Here is a 25,280-nt window from a genome sequence, read left to right as displayed (position 1 = left end):
CCACGACGTGGAGCCTGGACTCAGAAGTCCATGTCCCCGCCGCCCGGCGCGGCCGGGGCAGCCGGGGTCTTCTCCGGCTTGTCCGCCACCACAGCCTCGGTGGTCAGGAACAGGGCCGCGATCGACGACGCGTTCTGCAACGCCGAACGGGTCACCTTGGCCGGGTCGATGATGCCGGCCTTGAGCAGGTCGACGTACTCACCGTTGGCCGCGTTGAGGCCGTGCCCGGCGTCCAGGTTGCGGACCTTCTCGACCACGACGCCGCCCTCGAGGCCGGCGTTGACGGCGATCTGCCGCAGCGGGGCGTCCAGCGCGATCTTGACGATCTGCGCACCGGTCGCCTCGTCGCCGGCCAGGTCCAGCTTGTCGAAGGCGGTCTTGCCGGCCTGGACCAGCGCGACACCACCACCGGGGACGATGCCCTCCTCGACGGCGGCCTTCGCGTTGCGCACCGCGTCCTCGATGCGGTGCTTGCGCTCCTTCAGCTCGACCTCGGTGGCCGCGCCGACCTTGATCACCGCAACGCCGCCGGCCAGCTTGGCCAGCCGCTCCTGGAGCTTCTCGCGGTCGTAGTCGGAGTCGCTCTTCTCGATCTCGGCACGGATCTGGTTGACCCGACCGTTGATCTGGTCGGCGTCGCCGGAACCGTCGACGATGGTGGTCTCGTCCTTGGTCACCACGACCTTGCGGGCCCGGCCCAGCATGTCGAGGCCGACGGCGTCCAGCTTGAGGCCGACCTCCTCGCTGATCGGCTGCCCGCCGGTCAGGATGGCGATGTCGCCCAGCATGGCCTTGCGGCGGTCACCGAAGCCCGGCGCCTTGACGGCGACGGACTTGAAGGTGCCCCGGACCTTGTTGACCACCAGGGTCGCCAGGGCCTCGCCCTCGACATCCTCGGCGATGATGGCCAGCGGCTTACCCGACTGCATGACCTTCTCGAGGATCGGCAGCAGGTCCTTGACCGTCGAGATCTTGCTGTTGACGATCAGGATGTACGGGTCGTCGAGCACGGCCTCCATCCGGTCGGGGTCGGTCATGAAGTACCCCGAGATGTAGCCCTTGTCGAAGCGCATACCCTCGGTCAGCTCCAGTTCGAGCCCGAAGGTGTTGCTCTCCTCGACGGTGATGACGCCTTCCTTGCCGACCTTGTCCATCGCCTCGGCGATGATCTCGCCGACGCTGGTGTCACCAGCGGAGATGGAGGCGGTGGAGGCGATCTGCTCCTTGGTCTCGACGTCCTTGGCGAGCTTGCTCAGCTCCTCCGAGACGTTCGCGACGGCGGCCTCGATGCCCCGCTTCAGGGCCATCGGGTTGGCACCGGCCGCGACGTTGCGCAGGCCCTCCCGGACCAGCGCCTGGGCGAGGACGGTCGCCGTCGTCGTGCCGTCACCGGCAACGTCGTCGGTCTTCTTGGCGACCTCCTTGACCAGCTCCGCACCGATCTTCTCGTACGGGTCCTCGAGCTCGATCTCCTTGGCGATGCTCACACCATCGTTGGTGATGGTGGGGGCGCCCCACTTCTTCTCGAGCACGACGTTGCGGCCCTTCGGGCCCAGCGTCACCTTTACGGCGTCGGCGAGGGTGTTCATGCCCCGCTCAAGGCCGCGGCGCGCCTCCTCGTCGAACGCGATCATCTTGGCCATACGGCGTTGTCCTCCTGGACACTCACGGCCGCCGGAGCCTTGTCGACCCCGACCTGCCGCCTGATTACGCACCTTCGGACGTCACTACGGCACTGGCGGACGGGGTCCGCCGGCACCCGCAGGTGCCTGCTTGCTCCGTCGCGCTGTGCGACAGTGACGTCCGCCGGCCGGGCCGGACAGCCCGCGACGACCGGCCATGTGCCGCGCACCCGCTCCACGGGCCCGCGACCGTGGCCCTACCGCCCCGACCTTGGCACTCACGGTGTGCGAGTGCCAAACACTTGTTTAGCACTCTCCCCTGCCGAGTGCAAGCGAGTGAGCCGGTCGACCCACCCCCGGTACCGGCCAACGGGTGGCCGCAGCGCGGCGGGCAGCCAGCACCCGAACCGGAGCGGAACAACAGCCAAACCGGCGGTACCAGAACGCGGGCCCACTCCGGCCCCGAGAACGGGTTGGCACGCCCGAACACCCTCGCCCGACGACCGCGCGCCGCCACCCCGCCGCCTCGACCACGCACGATCGGCGAAAGAGTGCGAACCGGCGCCCCGGCGCCCACTCTTTCCGGGAAGTTGCTGTTCCGGTCAGAGGTTTGGGGGGGCGGGGTGGGTGGTTGGGTGACCGGGCACGGGCACGGGAGTGGGCGTCACACCGGTCCGCCGGACATGCCCAGCGACATGGCGCGGCAACCCGGCCAGCCGCATGGTGCCATCGCCATGGTTGTTGGCACGGCGAGGGTCCGGGCTGGGCCGGTAATGGTCCCGAGCGGCGGCGTACCGGCCGTCGGGAGGTGTGGAACGGGAGGCGAGTCCGAAGAGCGGCGGGCCGACGGCCCAACAGCTCAGGCGATGACCCGGACCTTTTCCGCCTGCGGGCCCTTCTGCCCCTGGGCGATCTCGAACTCGACGCGCTGACCATCGTCAAGCGCCTTGTAGCCGTCCATCTCGATCGCGGAGAAGTGGACGAAGACGTCCTGCCCGCCATCGACCGCGATGAAGCCGTAGCCCTTTTCGCTGTTGAACCACTTCACGGTGCCCTGCGCCACGGTGCACTTCCTTACTTCGGTCGCGTCGGAGCTGCCCGAGCTCCGGCGACGCCGTATGCCTGCCGGGGCCGACGAGTCGCTTTAGCCGAAATGGATCATGTAATTGAACGGATCCAACGAATCGAGCGGCCGAACCCGCACCGTACACCAAGGTCGGGTGGCAGCGCACTAGGCCAAAACGGTCACCAGGTTGGCAACCGGGCGCCCGTTTTCTCGCCTCTCACCTATTGGCGACCGTCGCTGCCCAGCTCAACCGGCACACACCGAACCGCCGGCGGCCCCGTCACCCCACGAAACTGGTCACCGTACGCCGTGCGACCATGGCGGACGTGCCGGCTTCCACCCCGCAGACCGCCGCCGAGCCGGAGTCCGCGCCTCCCACCGGCCGGGAGTCAGCTCCGCCGGAACGGTCCGTGGGTACGGCCGATTCCGGTCTCCGGCCGAGCCTCGACCTGCCACCGGTCCGCCGGGTACGCCCCGCCGACGCCGCCCGGGTCCGGGCGATCCGTCTGGAGATGCTCGCGGACTCCCCGCTGGCCTTCCTGGAGACGCTCGCCGACGCGGCGGCCCGGTCGCACGCCGAGTTCGCGGCCCGGATCGCCGGGATGTCGATCGGGCTCCGGACGGCGGCCTTCGTCGCCGAGGTCGACGGCCGGGTGGTCGGGCACGCGGGCGGCCAGGCGGCGCCCGGTCAGTCGGGCATCACCGTGGTCTTCGCCGTCTACCTCACCCCGGCCTGGCGGGGCAGTGGCCTGCTGGCCGCCCTGGTCGAGGCGGTGGCCGACTGGTCCAGGGCGGCCGGCCGACCGGAGCTGCTGCTGGAGGTGGTGGTCGGCAACGACCGGGCGGTACGGGCGTACGAGCGGCTGGGCTTCGTCGACACCGGGGTACGGGTGGTGCACCCGACCGTCCCCGTGCTCCGGGAGCTACAAATGCGCCGGAGCGCCTGAGCCGGACACGCCCCGGCCCGCGTGCCGCCTCCGGGCGCGCCGGAAGGACCCCGCCCGGCCCGCGTACCGGCTTCGGGCGCCGGAAGGACCCCGCCCGACCCGGCGGGACCTCTCCGTCCCGCCCGAGCCGGCGGGAGCCCTCCGGAACGCCGGTCAGCTGTGCCGGCGGGCCTGGACCACCCGGAACCGGTTGGCGACGTACGCGCCGTCGGTCAGTGCGGCGTTCGCCGCCGGGTTGGCGCCGCTGCCGTGGAAGTCCGAGAACGCCGCCGACTGGTTGACGAAGACCCCGCCGGTGAGGTTGCAGGAGAGGTGCACCCCGGTCTCGATCGCCGCGGTCTCGGCCGCGTCCACCACGGCGGAGTCGGTCGAGTAGACCGAGGCGGTCAGTGCGCCCCGCTCAGCGACGGTCTGCCGCAGGATCGCCAGGCTGTGCGGGGTGGAGTCGGTGGCGATCACGAACGAGATCGGCCCGAACCACTCCCGCCCGTACGTGCCGAGGTCGGCGGCGCCGAGCTTCGCGATCAGCGGCGTACGCACCACCGCGCCCGGGTAGTTCGGGTGCTCGACCGGCCGGGACGGGAGTACCGGCTCACCGATCCCGGCCACCTCGTCGAGCCGGGCCACCACCCCGTCGTTGACGATCGCGCCGATCAGCTCGACCGCGCGGGCCGGGTCGCCGGTGAGCTTGCCGACCACTGCGGCGATGCCGGCGGCGACCTCGTCGACGCTCTTGTGCCCCTGGTCGGTCTCGATCCCGTCGCGCGGCACCAGGATGTTCTGCGGGGTGGTGCACATCTGTCCGCTGTAGAGGGTCAGCGAGAAACCGATGTTGCGGCACATCCCCACGAAGTCGTCGGTCGAGTCGACCACGATGGTGTTCACGCCGGCCTTCTCGGTGTAGACGGCGGCCTGCCGGGCGTTCGCCTCCAGCCAGTCGCCATACTCGGTGGAGCCGGTGAAGTCGACGATCCGCACCTCGGGGCGGAGCGCCAGGGTGGAGGCGAGCCTCTCGCCGGGCGCCTCGGGGGCCAGCAGCATCACGTTCGGGTCGAAGCCGGCCTCGGCCAGCACCTCGCGGGCGCACCGGACGGTGATGGCGAGCGGCAGTACGGCCCGGGGGTGCGGCTTGACCACGACCGGGTTGCCGGTGACCAGCGAGGCGAAGAGCCCCGGGTAGGTGTTCCAGGTCGGGAAGGTGTTGCAGCCGATCGCCAGCGCCACGCCGCGCGGTACGACGTGGAAGTTCTTGGTCATCCGCAGCGGGTCGCCCTTGCCGGCCGGCTTCTCCCAGGCCGCCGTCGCCGGGTGCCGGGTCATCTCCCGGTACGCGTAGGCGAGCGCCTCCAGCGCCCGGTCCAGCGCGTGCGCGCCGCCGGCCTGGAACGCCATCACGAACGCCTGCCCGGTGGTCGCGTGCACCGCGTTGGCCAGTTCGAAGACGCCTGCGTGCAGCCGGGCGAGGATCTCCAGGCAGACCCCGACCCGGGTCTGCGGCCCGGCGTCCCGCCACGCCGGCAGCGCGGTCGCGGCGGCGGCCAGCAGCACCTCCGGGTCGGCATGCGGGTAGCTCACCCCGAGGTCGATGCCGAACGGGCTCGCCTCGGTCGCCACCCAGTCGCCGGTGCCGGGCTGGTCGAGCGGGAACTTGCCGCCCAGGTACGCCCGGAACGCCGCCTCGCCCTCGGCGGCGGCGGTCTCGCCGTAGACCCGGGGGCTGGGTGACTCGGGGTAGGCGGACCAGTAGGCCCGTTCGGTGATCGCGGTCAGCGCCCGGTCCAGCGTGTCGGCGTGCCGGGCGAAGAGGGGGTGCGGGGTCTCCGTCATGCCGCCATCATGCCGCACCCGCCCGGCCGGTCCCAGCCTCCGCACCCGGGTGGGCACCGCTGGTCAGAGGGTCGTCTGCCAGGAGTTGAGCCCGGCGACCGCGCGGAAGCCGAGCGCCTCGTTGATCGAGATCATGTAGTCGTTCGACGCGGCGTTGTAGGTGTCGATGACCCGCAGCGCCGGCTCGTGTGCCCGGATGTGCCGCAGGTTGTCGACCTTGACGACGGTGCCGAGGCGGTGCCCCCGGTGCGCCGGCTCGACCAGGGTGATCTGCTGGAACGCGTGCCAGTCGCAGCCGGCGTTCGTGCCGATCCCGGTCCAGGCCACCAGCCGGCCGGTCGCGTCGTGCCGGGCGCCGCTGTTGTACCAGTACTGGCCGCGTTCGTGGTGCGCCTGCTCCATCTCGCGCAGCCGGGACACCTCCGGTTTGGCCGCCTCCCAGGTGAGGTCGCCGATCGGCGCGTCGCTGACCAGGCGGCTGTCCAGGTAGGCGACGTCCTCGGCGTACTCGTCGGGGGTCGCGCCCCGCCAGCGCACGAGCGAGTAGCCCTCGGCCCGGGCCAGTCCCTCGGCCAGCAGCCTGTCGAGTTCCGGCTCGTCGAGCCTGCTCAGGTCGAGCCGGCGGCGTATGTCGGCCAGTGCCGGCCTGGCACCCATCGCGGCGGCGAAGGCGTCGCCCGGCGTGGTCGGTGCCGACTCCGGGCTCATGTTCGCCACCTCGCCGACGATCCGCTTACGGCCCTCCTCCCGGACCAGCCGCACCGCGTACTCGTAGAGGGCCCGGCCCACGCCCCGCCGGCGGTACTCCGGAAGGACGGCGAGGACCAGCCCGGCGTTCTCCAGGTTCTCCCGCTGCGGCAGCGAGACCGCCAGGTAGCCCACGGCCACCCCGTCGAGATAGCCCAGCGCGTGCCGGTCGTCGTCACCCGGCCACGGCCGCCGGAGCGCGGTGAAGAAGCGCTGTCGGGGCGACGGGGGCATGTCGGGCTGGTCGGCCGCCCGGGCGGCCGACTCGATCTCGTACGCCCGCTCGGTGGCGGCGACGTCGGCGACGTCCAGGGAGGTGACCACGATGTCCATGCTGTGGAGGGTGCCGGTTACACGAACCGGCCGCGACCGAATATCGGTCGACCGTCACCGGAGTCGATGGATCCGCGTTGAGCCCAAAGTGGGCGGGCAACGGCGTCAGCCGGGGCCTCAGGAGGGATTTGGTCGGGAGGACGCCCGCACAACGCCTCCGGCGTCGGGTCGTAAGAGCTTTGAAAGTCTACGGCGGTGCGTCCTCCCGCACGGAGCATCTTGCGTCGTGCAGATGCAGGCGTCAAGCCCTCTTCCGCGTGTTTTCGTCACAGGCGGCAAAACAGCAGCTACGCACCGCATCCGTACCACCGGGTCGACCACTCGTCGGAAGGATCCGAACGATCTCACCTGCAAGTTGCACGTGCATCTGCCCGGGCAGGTCCGCGCAGATGCCGAAAATTTTCTCGAAGAAATTCAGCCGAGCAGGCCGGCGTCCCGGGCCGCCCGCAGCGACGGCTTGACCCGGTACGTCGGACCGACCTGTGCCGCCACCGCGTCCAGGGTCTTGAGGCCCTCGCCGGTGTTGTAGACGACAGTCTCGGCGTCCGGGTCCAGCCGGCCGCTCGCCACCAGCTTGCCGAGAACCGCGACCGTCACCCCGCCGGCCGTCTCGGCGAAGACCCCGGTGGTACGGGCCAACTGCCGGATGGCGGCCCGGATCTCGTCGTCGTCGGCGTAGTCCATCCAGCCACCGGTACGGCGCACCGCCTCCAGGGCGTAGAGCCCGGCGGCCGGGTCACCGATGTTGAGCGACTTGGCGATCCCGGTCGGCCGGACCGGGGTGATCACGTCGGTGTCGGCGTGCAGCGCGACGGCGATCGGGTTGCAGCCGGCCGACTGGGCCCCGAAGACCTTCCAGCCGTTGGCCGGTGCCTCGACCAGACCGATCTCCACCAGCTCGCTGAACGCCTTGTCGATCTTGGTGAGCAGCTCGCCGCTGGCCATCGGGATCACCACCTGCTCGGGGATCCGCCAGCCCAACTGCTCGGCGACCTCGTAGCCCAGCGTCTTCGAGCCCTCGGCGTAGTACGGCCGGACGTTCACGTTGACGAACGCGGTGTCCTCGAACTCGTCGGTCTCGACCAGCTCGCCGCAGAGCCGGTTGACGTCGTCGTACGAGCCGTCGATGGCGACCACGTCGCCGCCGTAGACGGCGGTGGTGACCACCTTGCCCTGCTCCAGGTCGCCGGGGATGAAGACGATCGACGGCACCCCGGCCCGGGCCGCGTGCGCGGCGACCGAGTTCGCCAGGTTGCCGGTCGAGGCACAGCCGAACCGGGTGAAGCCGAGGCCACGGGCGGCGGTCAGCGCCACCGACACCACCCGGTCCTTGAACGAGTGGGTGGGGTTGGCGCTGTCGTCCTTGACCCAGAGCGGCGCCCGGATGCCCAGCTCGGCAGCGAGGCCGGCGGCCGGGACCAGCGGGGTCAGCCCGGGGTCGAGGGTGACCCGGGCGGTCGGGTCCTGGCCGGCGGGCAGCAGGGCGGCGTACCGCCAGAGGTTCTGCGGGCCGGCCTCGATGTCGGCCCGGGTGACCCGGGCCAGGGTCGCGGCGTCGTAGCCGACCTCCAGCGGGCCGAAACACTCGTAGCAGGCATGCTGGGCGATCAGCGGATATTCGGTGCCACAGCCGCGACAGACGAGTACCCGGGCGGGGTTGGGGGCCACCGGGCCGGTCTGGCTGGGGGTCGCGTCGATGATCGACGTCATGGCGAGGGCCGTCCTCTCATCTTTCCCTGGCGCCGCACCGCGCGGCGGGGACGGATTTGGCACCTGCTCCGCCGTGGAGTGGTTGCCGGGGCGTCATCGGGCCGTATCCCTCAGCCCCTCTGGATGAGGTATGAAGTTGTGTCGTCAGTCTACGTGCCCCGGAATCCGCTGTCCCGGGTCTCTTCCCGGTGTGAGCAAGATCCCCGCGCCGGGCCGCCGGGGCGCCGTCGACCGCCGACTGGAACAGTTGAACAGCTTGCCAGGCTGGAACGGCCACCCAGACCGGAACAGTTACCCAGGCCGACGGAATTCGGTGCGGCCTGCCGGCACGGACCGGCCGAGCAGGACGGGAGCGCGACGTTGCAGGACGCGATGCAGGCCGGAACGGTCCGGATCACCGGGGCGGGCGGCGACGAGATCGAGGCGTACCTGGCCCAGCCCCTCGGAGCCACGCCGCACGGCGGGGTGGTGGTGATCCACCACATGCCCGGCTACGACGAGGCGACCAAGGAGATCACCCGCCGGCTGGCCAGCTACGGGTACGCGGCGATCTGCCCCAACCTCTACTCCCGGGAGGCACCGGGGGCGAGCCCGGACGACGCGGCGGCCACCGCCCGGGCCGCCGGCGGCGTACCCGACGATCGGCTGGTCGGTGACGTCGGCGGCGCCGCCGAGCACCTGCGCGGGCTGCCGGGCTCGAACGGCCGGGTCGGGGTGATCGGGTACTGCTCCGGTGGCCGGCAGTCGTTCCTGGCCGCCACCCGGCTGCGGCTGGACGCCGCCGTCGACTGCTACGGCGCGTTCGTCGTCGGCGACCCGCCGGAGACCTTCCCGCTGGCGGTGAAGCCGCTGCTCGACCAGGCCGACAAGCTCTCCTGCCCGCTGCTCGGGCTCTTCGGCGCCGAGGACAGGTACCCGTCGCCGGCCCAGATGGACGAGCTGTCCCAGGAGCTGACCCGGCTCGGCAAGCCGCACGAGTTCCACACCTTCGCCGACGCCGGGCACGGCTTCTTCGCCGTCGACCGGCCCGGCTACCGGCCGCTGGCCGCCACCGAGGGCTGGCGGCGGGTCTGGGACTTCTTCGACCGCCAACTCGGCGCCTGACCCCTTCCACTCCGAGCCCGAGGAGGCCGGCATGTGCACGTACGTCACGGTGAAGCGCGAGGTCGACGGCAGCGGCAAGGGTGCCGACGGCTGGTTCCCGGTCAGCCACACCTGCGTCTACGTGGACCATCCGACGCACGCCCCGTACGCACACACCCTCAACATCGACTTCCTGAACCCGGCCGCCGGACCCGGTGCCCGGGTCGCGGTCGAGCTGACCGAGGAGTCCGCACTCGCCCTGGTCGAGGCGATCCAGGCGGCGCTGGCCGCCGCGCCGGCCGGACTGGCCAGCCGCGACCAGCAGGTCTGACCCGGGGTACGCGTGGCCGGGGCTCGCGCCCCGACCACCCGTGCCGGCCCGTCGTGGGCCAGCCCTACGAGACCACGTCCTTGCGGGTGAAGCGCCAGAAGGCGAGCGACCAGAAGACGGTGGCGTAGCAGATCGCCGAGATGGCGCCCTTGACGATGTCGTCGGTCTGCACCGGAGTGGAGAGCAGGCCGAGCCAGGCGCTGCTGTAGTGGGTCGGCAGGAAGTCCCGGAGCACCCCGAGCGCGGTGATCTGGTCGAGGATGCTGGAGAGGATCCAGAGCAGCACGGCGCCGCCGACCGCGCCGAGTGCCGCGTCCGTGCTCACCGAGAGCAGGAATGCCAGGCCGGCCACGACCAGAAGTACGACGGCCAGATAGCCGAGGATGCCGAGCAGCCGTAGCAGTCCCTCCCCGGCCGGGATCTGCGCGGCCACGGTGCTGGAGAGCGGGGACCAGCCGTACCGGAGGGTGCCGGCGAGCAGGGCGGTGCCGGCGAGCAGCAGCAGGGCCAGCAGCGAGTACCCGAGTGCGACCGCCAGCTTGACGGCCAGCAGTCGGGCCCGGGGCACCGGTACGGCCAGCAGGTAGCGCAGGCTGCCCCAGCTCGCCTCGCTGGCCACCGTGTCGCCGCAGAACAGCGCCACCACCACGACCAGCAGGAACGACGACGAGACGAGCAGCGCGAAGAGGGTGAAGTTGAGCCCGCCGGTGGTGGCCAGCTCGATCAGGCTGCCGAACTCGCCCCCGCCGTTGTCGTCGTCGCCGGAGCTCTCGAACTGGAACGCGATCAGGATGATCAGCGGCAGCAGCACCATGAAGCCGAGCGCGAACTGCGTCCGACGCCGGGACGCCTGCCGCCGCCACTCGGCGCCGATCGAGAGCGTGGCCCGGGGGCGGTACCCGGCGGCACCGCCGGCCGCGTCCGGTGCCGTCGCAGTCTCCGTGGCGGTCATCAGCGGTCCCCGCTTCCCCGAGAGTTCTCGCCGACCAGGGCGAGGAAGGCGTCCTCCAGGCGGCGGCGGGGCATCACCCGGTCCACCCCGACGCCGGCCCGGACCAGTTCGGCCACCACCTCGCTCCGGGCGGTGCCGTTGGTGTCCACCACCAGCGCCCCGTTCGTCTCCGGCAGCACCCGTACCCCGGCCAGCCGGTCCAGTACGGCCCGGGCGGCGTCCACGTCGGAGACGTCGAACTGGGTACTCGGCGACTCGCCGACGATCTCCTCCACCCTGCCGGCCGCCACGATCTGCCCCTTGTGTACGACGACCGCGTGCGTACAGGTCTGTTCCACCTCGGCCAGCAGGTGGCTGGAGACCAGCACCGCCCGGCCGTCGGTGGCGTACCGGCGGAGCACCCGGCGCATCTCGGCGATCTGCGGCGGGTCCAGCCCGTCCGTCGGCTCGTCCAGCACCAGCAGCTCCGGCAGGCCGAGCATGGCCTGGGCGATGGCCAGCCGCTGGCGCATGCCGTGGCTGTATTTCCGGGTCTTCCGGTGGATCGAGTCGCCGAGCCCGGCGATCTCCAGCGCCTCGTCGAAGTGCGCGTCCGCCCACGGCCGCCCGGTCGCCCGCCAGTACGCCCGCAGGTTCTCCAGCCCGCTGAGGTGCGGCAGGAAGCCCGGCCCCTCCACCAGGGCACCGATCCGGGACAGTACCGGCGAGCCGGGCACCAGCCGGTGCCCGAAGACGTGGATCTCGCCGGTGGTCGGCTGGGTCAGCCCCATCAGCACCCGCAGCGTGGTGGTCTTACCGGCGCCGTTCGGCCCGAGCAGGCCGACCACCTGGCCCCGGTGCACCTCGAAGTCGATCCGGGAGACCGCGACGAAGCCGTCGGCGTACTCCTTGCGCAGCTCGCGGACGACCAGCGGGGTGTCGGCGTACTCGGGATGCACCGAGGTGTCGTGCCGGCGGTGCCGGCGGCGGAGCACGGCCACCAGCACGACGAGCCCGAGCACGATCGCGGCGACCAGGCCGGCGAGCGCCCAGCGCCAGACCACCGCCGGGGTGGCGATCGGCTCGCCGACCACGGTCGGCAGCGACACCTCGGCGCCGGTCAGCGCGGCGCCGGCCGGCATTCCGGGCATGGTCCCGGCGGCCGGTCCGGCCAGCGCGACGGTGTAGGTGACCGGCTCGACCGGGGTGGCGTAGCCCTGGTCGGAGGTGGCGACCACGATCCGCAGCCGGTGCCCGGCCTCGATCCGGCGCACGATCGCCGGCAGGGTGACCGTCACCGGGGTCGCCGCCGTGACGTCGGCGGGCAGCCCGGTCAGCCGGACCGGCGCGACCAGCCCGTTGGAGAGCGCGGCCGGGCCGTTCGGGTCGACGTCGTAGAGCTTGACGAAGAGCACCGCCTCGCCGGTCGGCGACGCGGCCCGGATGGTGACCTTCGGCGAGCCGACCACGTCCACGGCCCGGTCCAGCGGCGCCGACTCGAACCGGGCGTGCTGGCCGGGCAGGTCACCGGCGACCCCGTCGAGCAGCGACGAGAAGCCGCCGGTGCCCGGCAGCGCGGAGATCGCCGCCGGGTTGCCGGCCGGCGGGTTCGCGATCCGCTGTGCCGGGCCGGCGACCGCGATCGGCTCGGCGGTGGTGCCGCCGACGCCCGGGTAGTCGGTGACGGAGAAGCCGGTGGCGACCAGGCCGCGGTCCAGCGCGTCGAAGCCGGCGATCCGCGACCAGGTGAAGCTGGTCGACGGCGTCTCGCCGGACCCCTTGACGTAGTGCTCCAGCCACTGCGCCATCAGGAAGCGCAGCCGGTCCCGGTCGGTCTGCGGACCCTCGCCGCCGTCGTGCCCGCCGGTGAACCAGGCGACCCGGACCGGGGTACCGCCGGCCGCGATGCCCCGGGCGTTGGCGTCCGCCTCGGCGAGCGGGAAGAGGGTGTCCGCCGCGCCCTGGACCAGCAGGGTGGGTGCCTTGATCCGGTCGAGCACCCCGGCCGGGCTGGACCGGCGGAGCAGCTCGACCGCCGCCGGGTCGGCCCGGCCGGTGGTGGCGATCCGCAGGTACGCGGCGCAGACGTCGGCGGCGAAGCGCCCGCAGGCCGGGTCGGCCGGGGTACCGCCCGGAGCGGCGCCCGGCACCGCACCGGGTACCGGATCCTGGCCGCCGGCCGGCCCGTCCGTACCCTCCGATCCGGAGTCGCCGCCCTGCGCGGCGCCGGGGGCGGCCAGTCCGCCCAGGCCGGTACCGCTCCCGCTGCCGAAGAAGATCCCGGCCCAGCCCTTCTTGAACACCCCGTCGGCCGGCTCCCGCCCGGTGGACTCGGGCAGGAAGGAGCGGGCGAGATCGTTCCAGGTGATCATCGGCACGATGGCGTCCACCCGCTGGTCCTGGGCGGCGAGCAGCAGGGCCAGGCCGCCGCCGTACGAGCCGCCGACCACGCCCACCCGGGGGTCACCGGCGGCGTCCTTGCGGATCTCCGGCCGGGCGGCGAGCCAGTCGAGCAGCCGGGCCGCGTCCCGTACCTCGTAGTCGGGGTGGTCCAGGTGGATCTGCCCACCACTGCGCCCGAACCCCCGGGCGGTGTACGTCAGCACCGCGTAGCCCAGCCCGGCCAGGTCCTCGGCGTCGGACTCGACGGACCGCTTCGTACCGCCGAAGCCGTGCGCCAGCAGCACCGCCGGTACCGGCCGGGCCGCGCTCGCCCCGTCCGGCAGGTAGAACCTGGTGTCCAGGTCGACCGGCTGGTCGCCGGCTGGTCCGGAACGGACAGTGATCATGGAGTCCGTTGTGGAGTAGGGCGGGCGCTCCGGCCACACCGCCCAGCCGACCAGCGCGGCCAGCAACACCAGCACGGTCGATCCGGCAACCATCCGGCGCCGGGTCGGCCGGGCACGGCGCAGCCGCGCCAGCAGTCGGGAAGGCATGGGTCACACCGTACGGCGCCGGAGCTGAGCGTTGGCTGAGATCCGCCGTACGTCTGTCCGGCTGGCCCGTTCGGTCTCCGCGAGTCGTCGTCCGCGCTTCACCACCGGTTATCCGGCGCGGCAACTTCGGATCCTGTGAATTCCGATCTTTCGGTGCACCAAGCCACTAATCGATACATGCGCCTAGGCAACTATGCACAAGGAGTCACAATTTTGGTCACCCGGTGTTACCTGCACCCAAGTGACGCATAACTGACTGCTCGGCCCGGATCGAGCGGACCCGGCGTCTACTAGTTTTCCGGTCCGGTGGACGGGACCGGGCGGCCTCCCCACGCCCGCCACGCAGTTCGCCCCCTCGCGCCGATGGAGATGGACGATGACAGTTCCCGCGCAACGGTCCCGGCGCGCGCCGAACCGGACCGGTACGGCACTGCGAGTGCTGCTCGCGGTCGCCGTGCTCGTTCCGGCCGGCGTGCTGTTCCACTCGGCCTGGCGCAGCAACGACGAGCGGCTCACCGTCACCGAGCGCGAGCGGCACGGGGTCGAATACCTGCGTTCCCTGGGGCACGTGACGCTGGCCCTGGTCGACGCCCAGTCCGGTGCCGTGGCGGGCCGGGCGGCAGCCGCCGCCGCGCTGCGTGGCGCCGTCGAGCAGACCAGCGCGATCGACGTCCGGTACGGCGCGGAGCTGCGTACCAGTGAGCGGTGGGCCGGGCTGCACGCCAAGATCGAGGCGCTGCCCGACCGGCCGCCGGCCGACCCGCAGGAGGCGTGGACGGTCTACACCGAGACCACCGACCTGCTGCTGGCGCTCTACGCCAAGGTGCGGGAGAGTTCCGGGCTGATCCGGGACCCGGAGTCGGACACCTACCACCTCCAGGACGCGGCGGGCGAGGAGCTGCCGGAGGCCCTGATCGCGGCCGGACGCCTCGCCGACCGCGCGGTACTGGCGGCGGGCCGCTCGGGTGCCGACCGGCTGCGTACCGCCAGCGACCTGGCCCTGGCCCGGGCCGACGTGCTCAGCCCGGCGGACGACCTGGTCGAGAACCTGCGGGCCGCGGTGGAGAACACCACCAGCCGTACCCTCGGCGGCAACCTGCTCAGCCGGCTCGACGGCTACCAGCGCGCGGTGGAGGAGCTGTCCACGCTCACCCGGGACACCGCCGCACCCGACCCGATCCAGGTGGGTGCCGCCCGGGCCTCCGCGCAGCTCGCCGGATCCGGCCTGACCACGATCATCCTTGCCGAACTCGACACCCTGCTCCGGGACCGGGTCGACGGGCTGACCGGCGAGCGGCGGATCGTGGTCGGCGCGCTGGTGCTGGCCGTACTCCTGGTGCTCGCCCTCGCCGCCCTGCCGGTGCTGGCCGCCCGGTCCGCCCGGAACGGCGGCGCCCCGGCCGAGGCCGACGAGCCGACCGTCGACGGGCTCCGCCCCACCACCGGTACCGAATCCGGGCCGCCGCCGGCCGGGCCGCCACTGGCCGAGTCGGCGCTGCCGGTCGGCGCGGCGCTGGCCGGCGGGCTGCCGCCGCTGCCCGAGCGCCGGCCGCGCGGGACCGACCCGACGGGCGACCCGGGCCGGCGGCCACCGCTGGCGGACTGGCAGGATCCGGTACCCGCCGGCCAGGCTGCCCAGTCCACCGCCGCGGACAGCCAGGCGCCGTGGGGACGTCCCGATGCTCGGTAGGCTCCGGATCCAGGGCCGGCTGGCCCTGCTCGTCGTCCTTCCGCTGCTCAGCACCATCGGCCTCGCCGTCCCGGTGCTGGTCGGCCGGATCGACTCGGCCCGGAAGGCGGCCGACACCGCCGACGCGGTGCGCCGGGCCGGCCACGTCGGCACTCTCGTGCAGGACCTCCAACGGGAGCGGCTGCTCTCCGTCGGCTACCTGCTGAACGTGGTCGACCGCTCCGCACTCGTCCAGCAGGGCGCGCAGGTGGCCGACCGGATCGCCGACCTGCGGGCCGACCTCGGCGAGCAGCTCACCGGGGAGGTCGACAGCGCGATCGGCGACATCGATCGGCTCGCCGACCTGCGGGCCGGCGTACTGACCCGGCGGGTCCGGCCGGACCAGGTGATCACCGCGTTCGGGCAGGTACACACCGCACTGATCACCTCGCTCGGGCTGACCCGGTCCGCGGACGCGACCACGCCCGAGGGCCGCCAGCTCATCGCGTTGGACGCGGTGCTACACACCGACGAGGGGATCAGCGCCGCCGCCAGCCTGATCGTGCTGGTCGCCGGGACGAAGACCCCGGCCTCCGGCATCGCGTACGTCGGCACCATGGCCGGGCTCGAATCCAACCTGGCCCGGTTCCGCAGCTTCGCCACCCCGGCCCAGAACGAGCTCTACAGTCTCATCGAGCGGGCGACGGCGGCCCGGACCGGACCGGACTTCCTCAGCGCCGGCGCCGCCGACCCGACCGAGGCGATCGCCGAGCTGAACCTGGCGGAGCTGTTCCCGGCCGCCACCTCGCTGATCACGCTCGGCCAGTTCATCGAGAAGAAGATCGTCACCGACGTGGTCGCCGAGGTGACCGACCAGCGCGAGCGGGCCATCGTCGAGGCGTACACGGTCGGGTTGCTGGTACTGCTGATCATCGCGCTGATGATGCTGCTCAGCCTGGCGGTGGCGCGTACCGTCGCCCGGCCGCTGACCCGGCTGACCGTCTCCGCCGACCGGATGGCCCGGGCCGCCGAGGAGGAGCTGACCCGGATCGTCGACGACGAGTCCGAGTCGTACCACCCGATCCGGCTCGACCCGGTGGACGTGGACGGCCGCGACGAGATCGGCGACCTGGCCCGGGCCTTCGAGCGGGTGCAGGGTACCGCCGCCCGGCTGGTGGAGCGGCAGGCCGCCAGCCGGCGGAACGTGGCCCAGATGTTCGGGCACGTCGGACGACGTACCCAGAACCTGGTCGGCCGGCAGATCGCCCTGATCGACCGGCTGGAACACCAGGAGACGGACCCGGGCCGGCTCCAGCACCTCTACCGGCTCGACCACGTCTCCAGCCGGCTGCGCCGCAACGCGAGCAGCCTGGTGGTGCTCTCCGGCGGAGCCGGCGGGGACGGGCACGTCGCCCCGCTGCCGCTGGGTGACGTGGTCCGGCTGGCGCTCGGTGAGATCGAGGACTTCACCCGGGTCGACGTGCAGGTCCGGCTCGACGTCGGGGTGGCGCCCGGGGTGATCGGGGACCTGGTGCTGACCCTCGCCGAGCTGATGGAGAACGCCACCGCCTTCTCCCCGCCGCACACCCGGGTCACCGTGCTCGCCGAGGTCGTCCCGGGCGGGGTACGCCTCAACCTGGTCGACCACGGCATCGGGATGACCACGGAGCGGCTGGCCGAGGAGAACGCCCGGCTGACCCGGCGGGAGCGGCTGGACCTGGTCCCGACCGAGGTGCTCGGGTTGTTCGTGGTGGGCCGGCTGGCCCGCCGGCACGGCTGGCGGGTCACCCTCTCGGCGACCACGCCCGGCGGCGGCGTCACCGTCGGGGTGGAGATCGACGACCGGCTCCTGGTCACCCGCCGTTCGGAAGCCGACCTGCCGACGCCCCGGGCGAGCGCGTCGGCGCCGCTGCCGGTCCGACCGGTCAAGCTCCCGGAGGTCGGCGCCCTGCCCAGCCGGGTGCCGGCCCCGATCGCCACCCCGGCACCTGGGCACAGCCAGCCCGCCACCCCGGCACCCGGGCACAGCCAGCCCGCCGACCCGACGCCCGGGCACAGCCAGCCCGCCGAGCCGGCACCGCCGAGGCCCGCCGAGCCGGCACCGGTGTTCCGGCTGCCGGAGCTGATGCCGGTGGCGGCATCGGCCGGACCGGTCTTCGACGAGGAGCTGATCCGTCGGGCCACCCGGTCGCTCGCCTCCGGCCAGCCCTGGAACGCCTTCCTGACCCGCCCGGTGGCCACCGCCTGGCCGGGCGCCGCCGCCGGGACCGGCGCGGACCAGGCGGGGCAACCGGGCGGCGCCGTGCCGGGCGACCCACCCGGCGGCCGGGATGCGGGAGGTGGCGCGGCGACCTCCGGTGCGCCGGTGACGCCTTCCGCCGACAGCAGCCCGGGACCCGCCTCGTCCGGCCCCGGCACCGGGCTGCGCCAGCGGGTCCCGGGCGCTCAACTGCCGAACACCGCCAGCAGGACCCGCCCCGAACCGACCCCGGCCGACCCGTCCGTCGTCCGGGCGCTGATCGAGGAGTTCGAAGCCGGGGTACGCCGGGCGCAGCGCGAGCAGCAGTCCACGCCGTCAGGTTCGGCATCCCGGGCCAACGGCACCTCGGCGGCCACCCCCGCCGCGACGGGTGCTCCGCCACGGCTCAACCGGCGGGTCCCCGGAGCCAACCTGAGCGTTCCGCTGCCGACCACCCCGCTCGGCCAGACGCCGGCCATCGCCGGCCCGGGCGACCCCGAGGAGGTACGCGAGCTGATGATGCAGTTCGAGTCCGGTGTCGCCCGCGCGCTGAGCGAAGTCCGAACAGAACACCGCCACGAAGAGGGAACCCCACGATGAGCACTCCCTTCATCCGTACCGAGCAGGACCAGCAGGCAGCGGGCACCGGCGAGCTGAGCCAGGAGGCGCGCACCTTCAACTGGTTGCTGGACTCGTTCACGTCCGGCACGGCCGGCGTACAGGAGGCGATCGCGGTCTCCTCCGACGGCCTGCTGATGGCCATGTCGTCGATCAAGGACCGGTCGAACGCGGAGCGTCTGGCCGCGGTCGTCTCCGGGATGACCAGCCTGGCCAGCGGCGCCGCCAACTGGTACACGCTGGGCGCGCTCAACCGGGTGGTGGTGGACATGACCGACGGCTACCTGCTGGTCAGCGCGATCAGCAGCGGCTCGGTACTCGGGGTGGTCGCCGACCGGACGGCCAACCTCGGCACCGTCGCCTACGAGATGACCCTGTTCGCCGGTCGGGCCGGAGGAGCGCTCACCCCTCGGCTGATCGTCGAACTGAAGAACTCCGTCCAGTCGTGACCACGGGTGCTGCGCCGTACACCGTGGAACGGCTCCGGGCGGAGTGAGGGACCGGCATGACCGAGCGGACCGAGGGCATCGGCCAGCCCGGCCGGCGGCCTGGCGACACCGAGCGGAGCGAGGTGCCCGAGCCGGACGCGGAGCCGGAACCGGAGGTACTGCCGACGGTCCGGATCCGTCCCTATCTCCAGGCCGCACTGGCCGAGGAGGAGGCGGAGCCGGAGGCCGACACCGGGGAGTTGCCGATCGTGCGACCGGCGCCGACCGGACTGCGCCCGTTCGTGCTGACCGCCGGGCGGGTCTCCGGGGCCGACCCGGCGATCGGGTTGGAGACCCAGGTGACCGCCAGGATCGACGGTGCGTCCTGGACCAGCCCGCCGGTCAACCGGCTCTCCTCGGAACTCCAGGAGATCGTCGCGCTGTGCGTCGAGCCGATGTCCGTGGCGGAGATCTCCGCGCGGCTCCGGATGCATCTCGGCGTCACCAAGATCCTGGTCGGTGACCTGCGGGCCGCCGGCCACCTCGACGTGCACGTCTGTGCCGTCGAGGATGCCCACGACCCCGACCTCATTATGCGAGTGATCGATGGACTTCGTGCGATCTCCTGACTGGCCCGCCTCGTTGCCGCCCGGCCCCCTGGCGAACAGCGCACCCGGCCGGTACGGCAGCCCGGCGGGACACGGCGTCGCGGGCACCCGCGGGCTACCGGCCGGGTACGCCCCGCCGGCCCGCCACCTGCCGCCCCGGCATGTCCGGGAGACCGACGCCGACCCGGCCGGGGCGACAGGGCCCGAACAGCGGCGCGGCACCGCAGCGCCGATTCCGGTGAAGATCCTGATCGCCGGTGGTTTCGGGGTCGGCAAGACCACCACGGTCGGCGCCATCTCGGAGATCGCGCCGCTGACCACCGAGGCGGAGATGACGACCGCCGGGATCGGCGTCGACGATCCGGGAATCCGCTCGGAGAAGACCACCACGACGGTGGCGATGGACTTCGGCTGCGTCACCATCGACCGCAGTCTCAAGCTCTATCTCTTCGGTACCCCCGGGCAGGCCCGGTTCGGGTTCATGTGGGACGACCTGGCCCGGGGTGCGCTCGGGGCGCTGGTGGTGGTGGACTCCTCCCGGCTCGACGACTGCTATCCCGCCATCGACTACTTCGAGCGGGCCCGTCTACCCTTCGTCGTCGCGGTCAACGCGTTCGACGGCAAGATCGCGCACGACCTGACGGCGATCCGGTGGGCGCTGGCGATCGGAGAACACGTCCCATTGGTCCAGTTCGACGCCAGAGATCGACTTTCGGTGCGCGATGCCTTACTGATCGTGCTGGATCGGGCCCTGGATCGAGCGATCCGGGAGCGGGAGACTTAGCCCGCGACGGTCCGGCCGCGACGGGTCGGCGGTTGGCCGGGAAGGGTGACACGATGAGGGGCGAACTGGACGACGCACTGGCACGGATGGAGCGCCGGGAGGCGCTGCAACGACGACGGGCCCAGGAGGCGGCGGCCCGGGCCGGATCACCGGTCGACGAGGTGACCGAGGCGGTCCAGCGGGTCGTCGCGCAATATCCGAACGTGGCGGTCACGATGTGGGTCGCCGATGGGCCGAAGATCTCGGCGATGCACGTGGCCTGGTCGGACGGGGAGGTCACCGTACGCCCCGCCGCCGAGCCGGCGTTGCCGACCGCCGGGCAGCCGCCGCATTCCTGGCCGATGTCGGTACGCACGGTGCCGAGCTGGGCGCCCCCGGAGGACCCACCGGCCCCGGACGCCGCCGCCCGGCTCGCCGACCTGATCCGGCGGGACCCGTCCCTGCTCGGCCCCGACGACCACGGCTGAGACATTCCACCGACCCGGGGACTCGTCGCGTGCCGGTGGTTGGCTGCCGGTCGGTACTCTCAGCCGGTGACGGGTCGGGATCTCACGCTCACCGCCAGCCTGCGGCCGGCCGCGCTGGACGCCCGCCGGGGCATCGTCCGGCTGCATCCGGAGGTACTGACCGCGTTGGGTCTGCACCCCGGCGCTCCGGTACGGCTCACCGGGCGGCGGACCACCGCCGGGATCGTGGCCCGGGCGGAACCGTCGGCGAGCCGCGCCCTGCTCTACGCCGACGACCTGGTCCTCGGCAACCTCGGGGTACGCGACGGCAGCCAGGTCACCGTCACCCCGACGCCGGTGGTGGCCGCCCGCCGGGTGGTGTTGACCGGGCCGCCGGAGATCGTCGCCGTGGTCTCGCCGGAGATGCTCCGCCTCGCGCTGCTCGGCAAGATGGTGACCACCGGTGACGACGTCTCCCTGCTACCCCAGGACGTACTCCCGGACGCGGCGGTGCGGACCCTGGTCGAGGCGGCCCGGCGCAGCCTGGCGAACACCGTCGGCTATGCCTGGACCAGCACCCTGTTGACGGTCACCTCGGCGGAGTCCGCGAACGGGTCGACTGGGCCGACCGGGCCGACCGGCGCCGACGGCGGGACCGATTCGGTGCTGGTGACCATGGACAGCGTGGTCGGCTGGCAGCACGGCCACGCCACGCACGGCACGACGGTGGCCGAGCTGCGAGCGGTGACCGGTGGCCCGAGCCCGGGGGCGGCGACCGGGCCGGTGCCGGATCCGGCCCCCGGGCTGGACGAGCTGCCCGGGCTGCGCACCCAGGCCGAGGAGCTGACCGAGCTGCTGGACCTCGGCTTCCACCACCGCGAGGTGCTGGGCCGGCTGGGTACGACGGTCTCGCTCGGCGTACTGCTGACCGGTCCGGCCGGGTCCGGCAAGTCGGCACTGGTCCGGGCGGTCTCCCGGGTGGTGGGCGCGCGGTTCGCCGCGATCTGGGCGCCCGAGATCGCCGCGCTGACCAACGACGCCGCCGCCCGGCGGCTGCGCGAGGCCGCCGCCTCGGTCCGGGACGCGCCGCCCGCGGTGCTGCTGGTCTCCGACGTCGAGGCGCTGGCCCCGCGCGACACACCCGGACCGCTGGGTACGGTCTTCCGGCAGTTGCTCGCCGAGACGGTACGCGCCGGAGCCGCCGTGGTCTGCACGACCAGCCGACCCGAGTCGGTGGACCCGGCACTGCGCTCCCCCGACCTGCTCTCGTTGGAGATCGCGATCCCGCTGCCGGACGCCGCGCTGCGCCGGGAGCAGTTGACGGTGCTGACCCGGGGGATGCCGCTGGCCGAGGACGTCCGGCTGGACGAGGTGGCCGCCCGTACGCCCGGATTCGTCGCCGCCGACCTGGCCGCGCTGACCCGGGAGGCCGGGGTACGCGCCGCGCTGCGCCAGAAGGAGGCGACCGCTCCGACGGTGGCGATGGCGGACTTCTCGGCGGCGCTGGAGGTGGTCCGGCCGACCTCGATGGCCGAGTCCTCGGTGCTGGAGTTGGCCGACGTGACCCTGGACGACGTCGGCGACATGGCCGAGGTCAAGGAGGTGCTGACCGAGTCGGTGCTCTGGCCGCTGAACTATCCGGACACCTTCGCCCGGCTCGGCGTGCAGCCGCCGCGCGGCGTACTCCTCTACGGCCCGCCGGGCTGCGGCAAGACGTTCCTGGTCACCGCGCTGGCCGGTACGGGGCGGGCGAACGTGCTGTCGGTGAAGGGCGCGGAGCTGCTCTCGAAGTGGGTGGGCGAGAGCGAGCGGGCGGTCCGGGAGCTGTTCCGCCGGGCCCGGGAGGCGGCACCGACCCTGGTCTTCCTCGACGAGGTCGACGCACTGGCCCCGGTACGCGGCCAGGCCACCGACGGCGGTACCACCGACCGGGTGGTCGCGGCGCTGCTCACCGAGCTGGACGGGGTGGAGGCGCTGCGCAACGTGGTGGTGGTCGGTGCCACCAACCGGCCCGATCTGGTGGATCCGGCGCTGCTCCGACCGGGCCGGCTGGAGCGGCTGGTCTACGTACCGCCGCCGGACGCCGCCGCCCGGGCCGAGATCCTGAAGGCGGCGGCCCGGTCGGTGCCGCTGGCCGAGGAGGTGGAGTTGGCGGCGCTGGCCGAGGAGTTGGCCGGGTTCTCCGCCGCGGACTGTGCGGCGCTGGTCCGGGAGGCGGCGCTCGCGGCGATGCGGGAGTCGCTGGAGGCGAGCACGGTGCACGCCGGGCACGTGGCGACGGCCCGGGCCCGGGTCCGGCCGTCCCTGGATCCGGGCCAGGTCGCCTGGCTGGCCGCCTACGCCGCGCAGCGGTGAGCCCGCTCCCGTCTCGGGTCCACCCGGTGGCTCGGGTCTGGTCGGTGGGGCGTCAGCCCTGGCCGGTCGTCAGGGCGAGCGCGGCCGGGTTCTGGTATTCCCGCCAGTGCGCCACCAGGCCGTCCCGGACCCGGAGCACCGCGATGAACGGGGCGGAGGCGGAGACGCCGGTGGTGGTCACGGTGGCGGCGAGTTCGTACTCGACGACGATCACCTCGGGGTCGGCTGTCTCGTGGATCACCACGTTGCGGCAGTCGTCGAACCGCAGCGGGAGGTTGGCCCGACCGGCGGCGGCGAATTCGAGGAACTCCCGCCGGCCCTCGATCCGGTTGGGCCGCCCGGCTGGGGCGAAGGGCATCTCCACCACCACGTCCTCGGCGAGCTGGTCCTCCTCGAAGACGGCCGTGTTGGCCAGGAAGTGTTCCCGGATCCGGGCGAAGGCTTCGCTGGGTGCGCTCATCGAAAAATCTCCTCCGAGATAAAATGAGTGGCTACTCGACTTAGGAAGATAATGAGTCTGGACTCACTTTGCAAGGAGGGCGGACCCGCATGACGTCCCGGACAACCGACCCCGGCCGGCCGCTGCGCGCCGACGCGCAGCGCAACCGCGTCCGGATCCTGGCCGCCGCCGAGGAGGTGTTCGCCGAGTACGGGGTCGCGGCGTCGACCGAGGAGGTCGCGGCCCGGGCCGGCGTCGCCATCGGTACCGTCTTCCGGCACTTCCCGACCAAGAACGACCTGCTCGCCGCGATCATGAAGGGCGTACTGGCCGGGCTGGTCGAGGAGGCCGCGACGCTGGGCGGCGACAACAGCGACGGCACCGGGCTGTTCACGTTCTTCGCTCGGACCGTCGAGCAGGCCGCCACCGAGAAGGCCGTGGCCGACCTGCTCGCCCGGACCGGCGTCGAGATCCAACTCCCCGAGCTGCTCGACGTACTGGGCGAGGCGGTGCACGGCCTGCTGCGCCAGGCCAAGGCCGCCGGGACGGTCGACCGGCAGGTACGCCTGCCCGAGGTGATGGCGCTGCTCGCCAGTACCTGCCAGGGTGCCCTGAACGGTGGCTGGGACGCTGAGCTGCGGGAACGTACCCTGGCGATCATCTTCGCCGGGCTGCGGCCGGGCGCGCCCCGCTGACCGGCGGTCGACGGTCCCGGCTGCCCGGGTCTACCAGGCGCCGGCCACGTCCTCGTTGACACCGAGCCGGATCTCCGCCCGGATCGCCGTACCGTCGCCGCCCAGCACCGCCCCGCAGCGGCTCAGCAGGTTCAGCGCCGGCAGGTTGTCCGCCCGGGTCTCGGCCACCACCCGCCGGGCGCCGGCGTCGACCGCCTCGGCGAGCAGCAGCCGCAGTGCGATCAGCCCGATCCCCTGCCCCCGGGTGGACTTGCCGAGCCACATCCCGGTCTCCAGCGTGCCCGGCTCGGCGTGCCGGCCCAGCCGGGCCATCCCCACCACGTCGCCGTCCTGGACGATCGCGTACATCAGGTTGCCGGTCGGCCCGTCCAGGCCGCCGAAGTTCGCCCGGTGGAACTCGCGGAACGCGTCGCGCCGGGCCTGTGACCAGCCAGCGGGCGCCTCGACCGGCGGCATCACCTCGTCCGGCTCGGTCTCGGCGACCGCCACCGACAGCAGCGGTTCGAGATTCTGCTCGTCTACCGGCGTCAGCCGTACTTCACGAGTCACGATCCCGATGCTTCTCGCCGCGCCGCCGCCACGTCCACCCGTTTGCCAGACCCGCTCCGTTCGGGCCATCCCGCCCCGACCGGGCGACCCCCTCACCGCCTGGCTGGTCGTGCCGCCCCCGACGCCGGCCGGCGGACCCGACTGCGGGGTGCCGCACCGAACCGGCACAACCTACGCCGGCCGGCGGACCGGCGACGGCAGGTTCAATACCGGCCGGCGAACCGGCCCCAAGGTGCCGCACCGAACGGCACGGCCGGCGCCGGCCTGGTCAGGAGGCGCCGACGACCGCCGCCACCGGCTCCGGCAGCGGGTACGGGTGCTCGGCGGGGAGCAGTGCGGTCGCGGCGTCCCGCTCGCCGGCCCGTAGGTGTGCCCGGATCGCCTGTGCGGTCGCGGTGACGTCGCGGATGCCGACGATCCAGTCGTCGACGTACCGGGCGACGGCCGGGCCGCTCAGCCCGACCTGGAGCGACCGGTACGGCAGCGGTGCCAGGTCGAGCGAGCGCTCCGGATCCCACTGCACGCGTACCGGGCTGGTCTTCAGCCGCGCGGCCCAGTCCGACCGGCTCGGGTACCGGTCCCGGTCGTAGTGGCTCAGGCAGGCCCGGCCGAGCGCCCACTCGAAGCCGTCCCGGGTGATCTCGACCGCGAGTACCCGCTCCTGACCGGGCTTCTCCGCCCAGCCGCAGCGGTACATCATCCACCGGAAGGACGGCTTGATCCAGGTCATCCGCTCCCGCTTGAACGGGGCCACGAACCGGCCGGCGGCCAGCGCCGGATCGACGATCGCCGCCGAGTACGCCTGGTAGACCGTGATCGTCTCGTCGGTGTAGCCGGCCCGGACCTGCCGCAGGGGAATCGACACGATGCCGATCGTCGCCGTACCCGAGGCCCGCCGCCACCCGGTTTCCACCCGG

Annotated in this window: 21 protein-coding genes and 1 riboswitch; of the genes, 11 read left to right on the top strand and 10 right to left on the bottom strand. The window is 72.9% G+C overall.

Translation table 11 applies throughout. The features are described 5' to 3' along the window. Positions 1-20 precede the first annotated feature (20 nt). Entirely contained in the window at positions 21-1,643 is a 1,623-nt protein-coding gene (groL, locus tag Pma05_RS14150) for a chaperonin GroEL (protein WP_203857846.1), read from the bottom strand. Between the two features lie 838 nt (positions 1,644-2,481). Further along, positions 2,482-2,685 (bottom strand): cold-shock protein, encoded by a 204-nt coding sequence (locus Pma05_RS14145; protein ID WP_033342363.1) that lies wholly within the window; start codon positions 2,683-2,685, stop codon positions 2,482-2,484. Between the two features lie 413 nt (positions 2,686-3,098). On the opposite strand from Pma05_RS14145, the gene Pma05_RS14140 reads away from it, so the two are divergent. Further along, on the top strand, positions 3,099-3,635 hold the full coding sequence (locus Pma05_RS14140; protein ID WP_239312388.1) for a GNAT family N-acetyltransferase: 537 nt from the start codon (positions 3,099-3,101) through the stop codon (positions 3,633-3,635). 153 nt (positions 3,636-3,788) lie between these two features. On the opposite strand, the gene paaN is transcribed toward Pma05_RS14140, so the two are convergent. The 3 genes from paaN to thrC all read right to left on the bottom strand — a co-directional run bounded on the left by paaN (position 3,789) and on the right by thrC (position 8,252). Continuing rightward, on the bottom strand, positions 3,789-5,462 hold the full coding sequence (gene paaN / locus Pma05_RS14135; RefSeq protein WP_203857844.1) for a phenylacetic acid degradation protein PaaN: 1,674 nt from the start codon (positions 5,460-5,462) through the stop codon (positions 3,789-3,791). A gap of 63 nt (positions 5,463-5,525) precedes the next feature. Beyond that, positions 5,526-6,542 (bottom strand): GNAT family N-acetyltransferase, encoded by a 1,017-nt coding sequence (locus Pma05_RS14130; RefSeq protein ID WP_203857843.1) that lies wholly within the window; start codon positions 6,540-6,542, stop codon positions 5,526-5,528. Positions 6,543-6,956: 414 nt separating this feature from the next. Further along, positions 6,957-8,252 (bottom strand): threonine synthase, encoded by a 1,296-nt coding sequence (gene thrC, locus Pma05_RS14125; protein WP_203857842.1) that lies wholly within the window; start codon positions 8,250-8,252, stop codon positions 6,957-6,959. Positions 8,253-8,265: 13 nt separating this feature from the next. Then, positions 8,266-8,382: riboswitch (SAM riboswitch) on the bottom strand. 230 nt (positions 8,383-8,612) lie between these two features. Between thrC and Pma05_RS14120 the strand changes: the two genes are divergently transcribed. Both Pma05_RS14120 and Pma05_RS14115 read left to right on the top strand, forming a co-directional pair. Further along, complete coding sequence (locus Pma05_RS14120; protein WP_203857841.1) at positions 8,613-9,356, top strand: dienelactone hydrolase family protein; 744 nt, start codon at positions 8,613-8,615, stop codon at positions 9,354-9,356. 31 nt (positions 9,357-9,387) lie between these two features. After that, positions 9,388-9,666: a DUF6295 family protein gene (locus tag Pma05_RS14115; RefSeq protein ID WP_203857840.1), complete on the top strand. Its 279-nt coding sequence runs from the start codon at positions 9,388-9,390 to the stop codon at positions 9,664-9,666. A 64-nt stretch (positions 9,667-9,730) separates the two neighbouring features. Here the strand turns inward: Pma05_RS14115 and Pma05_RS14110 are convergent, their stop codons facing one another. Both Pma05_RS14110 and Pma05_RS14105 read right to left on the bottom strand, forming a co-directional pair. Next, entirely contained in the window at positions 9,731-10,618 is an 888-nt protein-coding gene (locus Pma05_RS14110; protein WP_203857839.1) for an ABC transporter permease, read from the bottom strand. Beyond that, positions 10,618-13,533, bottom strand: coding sequence for an alpha/beta fold hydrolase (locus tag Pma05_RS14105; protein ID WP_203857838.1), 2,916 nt, complete (start codon positions 13,531-13,533; stop codon positions 10,618-10,620). Before Pma05_RS14105 ends, Pma05_RS14110 begins: the two co-directional genes overlap by 1 nt. Positions 13,534-13,909: 376 nt before the next feature. Between Pma05_RS14105 and Pma05_RS14100 the strand changes: the two genes are divergently transcribed. The 7 genes from Pma05_RS14100 to Pma05_RS14070 all read left to right on the top strand — a co-directional run bounded on the left by Pma05_RS14100 (position 13,910) and on the right by Pma05_RS14070 (position 22,680). Next, a complete protein-coding gene (locus Pma05_RS14100; RefSeq protein ID WP_203857837.1) occupies positions 13,910-15,223 on the top strand; it encodes a hypothetical protein in 1,314 nt (437 codons plus the stop codon). Next, positions 15,213-18,041 (top strand): sensor histidine kinase, encoded by a 2,829-nt coding sequence (locus Pma05_RS14095; RefSeq protein ID WP_203857836.1) that lies wholly within the window; start codon positions 15,213-15,215, stop codon positions 18,039-18,041. The genes Pma05_RS14100 and Pma05_RS14095 overlap by 11 nt, the downstream gene beginning before the upstream one ends. Continuing rightward, positions 18,038-18,508 carry a roadblock/LC7 domain-containing protein gene (locus tag Pma05_RS14090; RefSeq protein WP_203857835.1) on the top strand — a complete coding sequence of 157 codons (471 nt, stop codon included), beginning with the start codon at positions 18,038-18,040 and terminating at the stop codon, positions 18,506-18,508. Before Pma05_RS14095 ends, Pma05_RS14090 begins: the two co-directional genes overlap by 4 nt. A gap of 56 nt (positions 18,509-18,564) precedes the next feature. Beyond that, a complete protein-coding gene (locus tag Pma05_RS14085) occupies positions 18,565-19,116 on the top strand; it encodes a DUF742 domain-containing protein (protein ID WP_203857834.1) in 552 nt (183 codons plus the stop codon). Next, on the top strand, positions 19,094-19,879 hold the full coding sequence (locus Pma05_RS14080) for a GTP-binding protein (RefSeq protein ID WP_203857833.1): 786 nt from the start codon (positions 19,094-19,096) through the stop codon (positions 19,877-19,879). Before Pma05_RS14085 ends, Pma05_RS14080 begins: the two co-directional genes overlap by 23 nt. Before the next feature lie 53 nt (positions 19,880-19,932). After that, on the top strand, positions 19,933-20,346 hold the full coding sequence (locus tag Pma05_RS14075; RefSeq protein ID WP_203857832.1) for a hypothetical protein: 414 nt from the start codon (positions 19,933-19,935) through the stop codon (positions 20,344-20,346). 66 nt (positions 20,347-20,412) lie between these two features. Next, positions 20,413-22,680, top strand: coding sequence for an AAA family ATPase (locus Pma05_RS14070; protein WP_203857831.1), 2,268 nt, complete (start codon positions 20,413-20,415; stop codon positions 22,678-22,680). 52 nt (positions 22,681-22,732) lie between these two features. Here the strand turns inward: Pma05_RS14070 and Pma05_RS14065 are convergent, their stop codons facing one another. After that, on the bottom strand, positions 22,733-23,140 hold the full coding sequence (locus tag Pma05_RS14065; RefSeq protein WP_203857830.1) for a nuclear transport factor 2 family protein: 408 nt from the start codon (positions 23,138-23,140) through the stop codon (positions 22,733-22,735). A gap of 89 nt (positions 23,141-23,229) precedes the next feature. Between Pma05_RS14065 and Pma05_RS14060 the strand changes: the two genes are divergently transcribed. Further along, a complete protein-coding gene (locus Pma05_RS14060; RefSeq protein ID WP_203857829.1) occupies positions 23,230-23,814 on the top strand; it encodes a TetR/AcrR family transcriptional regulator in 585 nt (194 codons plus the stop codon). Positions 23,815-23,844: 30 nt separating this feature from the next. Here the strand turns inward: Pma05_RS14060 and Pma05_RS14055 are convergent, their stop codons facing one another. Further along, positions 23,845-24,363 (bottom strand): GNAT family N-acetyltransferase, encoded by a 519-nt coding sequence (locus tag Pma05_RS14055; RefSeq protein ID WP_203857828.1) that lies wholly within the window; start codon positions 24,361-24,363, stop codon positions 23,845-23,847. Positions 24,364-24,631: 268 nt separating this feature from the next. Beyond that, the gene (locus Pma05_RS14050; protein ID WP_203857827.1) at positions 24,632-25,228 is read right to left on the bottom strand and encodes a DUF4291 domain-containing protein; all 597 of its coding nucleotides are present in this window, start codon (positions 25,226-25,228) and stop codon (positions 24,632-24,634) included. Positions 25,229-25,280 lie beyond the last annotated feature (52 nt).

This window comes from Plantactinospora mayteni (assembly GCF_016862935.1).
Lineage (GTDB): Bacteria > Actinomycetota > Actinomycetes > Mycobacteriales > Micromonosporaceae > Plantactinospora > Plantactinospora mayteni.
This window is presented reverse-complemented; position numbering and strand designations above follow the sequence as displayed.

Coding starts and splice junctions, on each gene's coding strand:
- groL (WP_203857846.1), bottom strand. CDS start 1,643: ATGGCCAAGATGATCGCGTTCGACGAGGAGGCGCGCCGCGGCCTTGAG.
- paaN (WP_203857844.1), bottom strand. CDS start 5,462: ATGACGGAGACCCCGCACCCCCTCTTCGCCCGGCACGCCGACACGCTG.
- Pma05_RS14130 (WP_203857843.1), bottom strand. CDS start 6,542: ATGGACATCGTGGTCACCTCCCTGGACGTCGCCGACGTCGCCGCCACC.
- thrC (WP_203857842.1), bottom strand. CDS start 8,252: ATGACGTCGATCATCGACGCGACCCCCAGCCAGACCGGCCCGGTGGCC.
- Pma05_RS14115 (WP_203857840.1), top strand. CDS start 9,388: ATGTGCACGTACGTCACGGTGAAGCGCGAGGTCGACGGCAGCGGCAAG.
- Pma05_RS14110 (WP_203857839.1), bottom strand. CDS start 10,618: ATGACCGCCACGGAGACTGCGACGGCACCGGACGCGGCCGGCGGTGCC.
- Pma05_RS14105 (WP_203857838.1), bottom strand. CDS start 13,533: ATGCCTTCCCGACTGCTGGCGCGGCTGCGCCGTGCCCGGCCGACCCGG.
- Pma05_RS14100 (WP_203857837.1), top strand. CDS start 13,910: ATGACAGTTCCCGCGCAACGGTCCCGGCGCGCGCCGAACCGGACCGGT.
- Pma05_RS14095 (WP_203857836.1), top strand. CDS start 15,213: ATGCTCGGTAGGCTCCGGATCCAGGGCCGGCTGGCCCTGCTCGTCGTC.
- Pma05_RS14090 (WP_203857835.1), top strand. CDS start 18,038: ATGAGCACTCCCTTCATCCGTACCGAGCAGGACCAGCAGGCAGCGGGC.
- Pma05_RS14085 (WP_203857834.1), top strand. CDS start 18,565: ATGACCGAGCGGACCGAGGGCATCGGCCAGCCCGGCCGGCGGCCTGGC.
- Pma05_RS14080 (WP_203857833.1), top strand. CDS start 19,094: ATGGACTTCGTGCGATCTCCTGACTGGCCCGCCTCGTTGCCGCCCGGC.
- Pma05_RS14075 (WP_203857832.1), top strand. CDS start 19,933: ATGAGGGGCGAACTGGACGACGCACTGGCACGGATGGAGCGCCGGGAG.
- Pma05_RS14065 (WP_203857830.1), bottom strand. CDS start 23,140: ATGAGCGCACCCAGCGAAGCCTTCGCCCGGATCCGGGAACACTTCCTG.
- Pma05_RS14060 (WP_203857829.1), top strand. CDS start 23,230: ATGACGTCCCGGACAACCGACCCCGGCCGGCCGCTGCGCGCCGACGCG.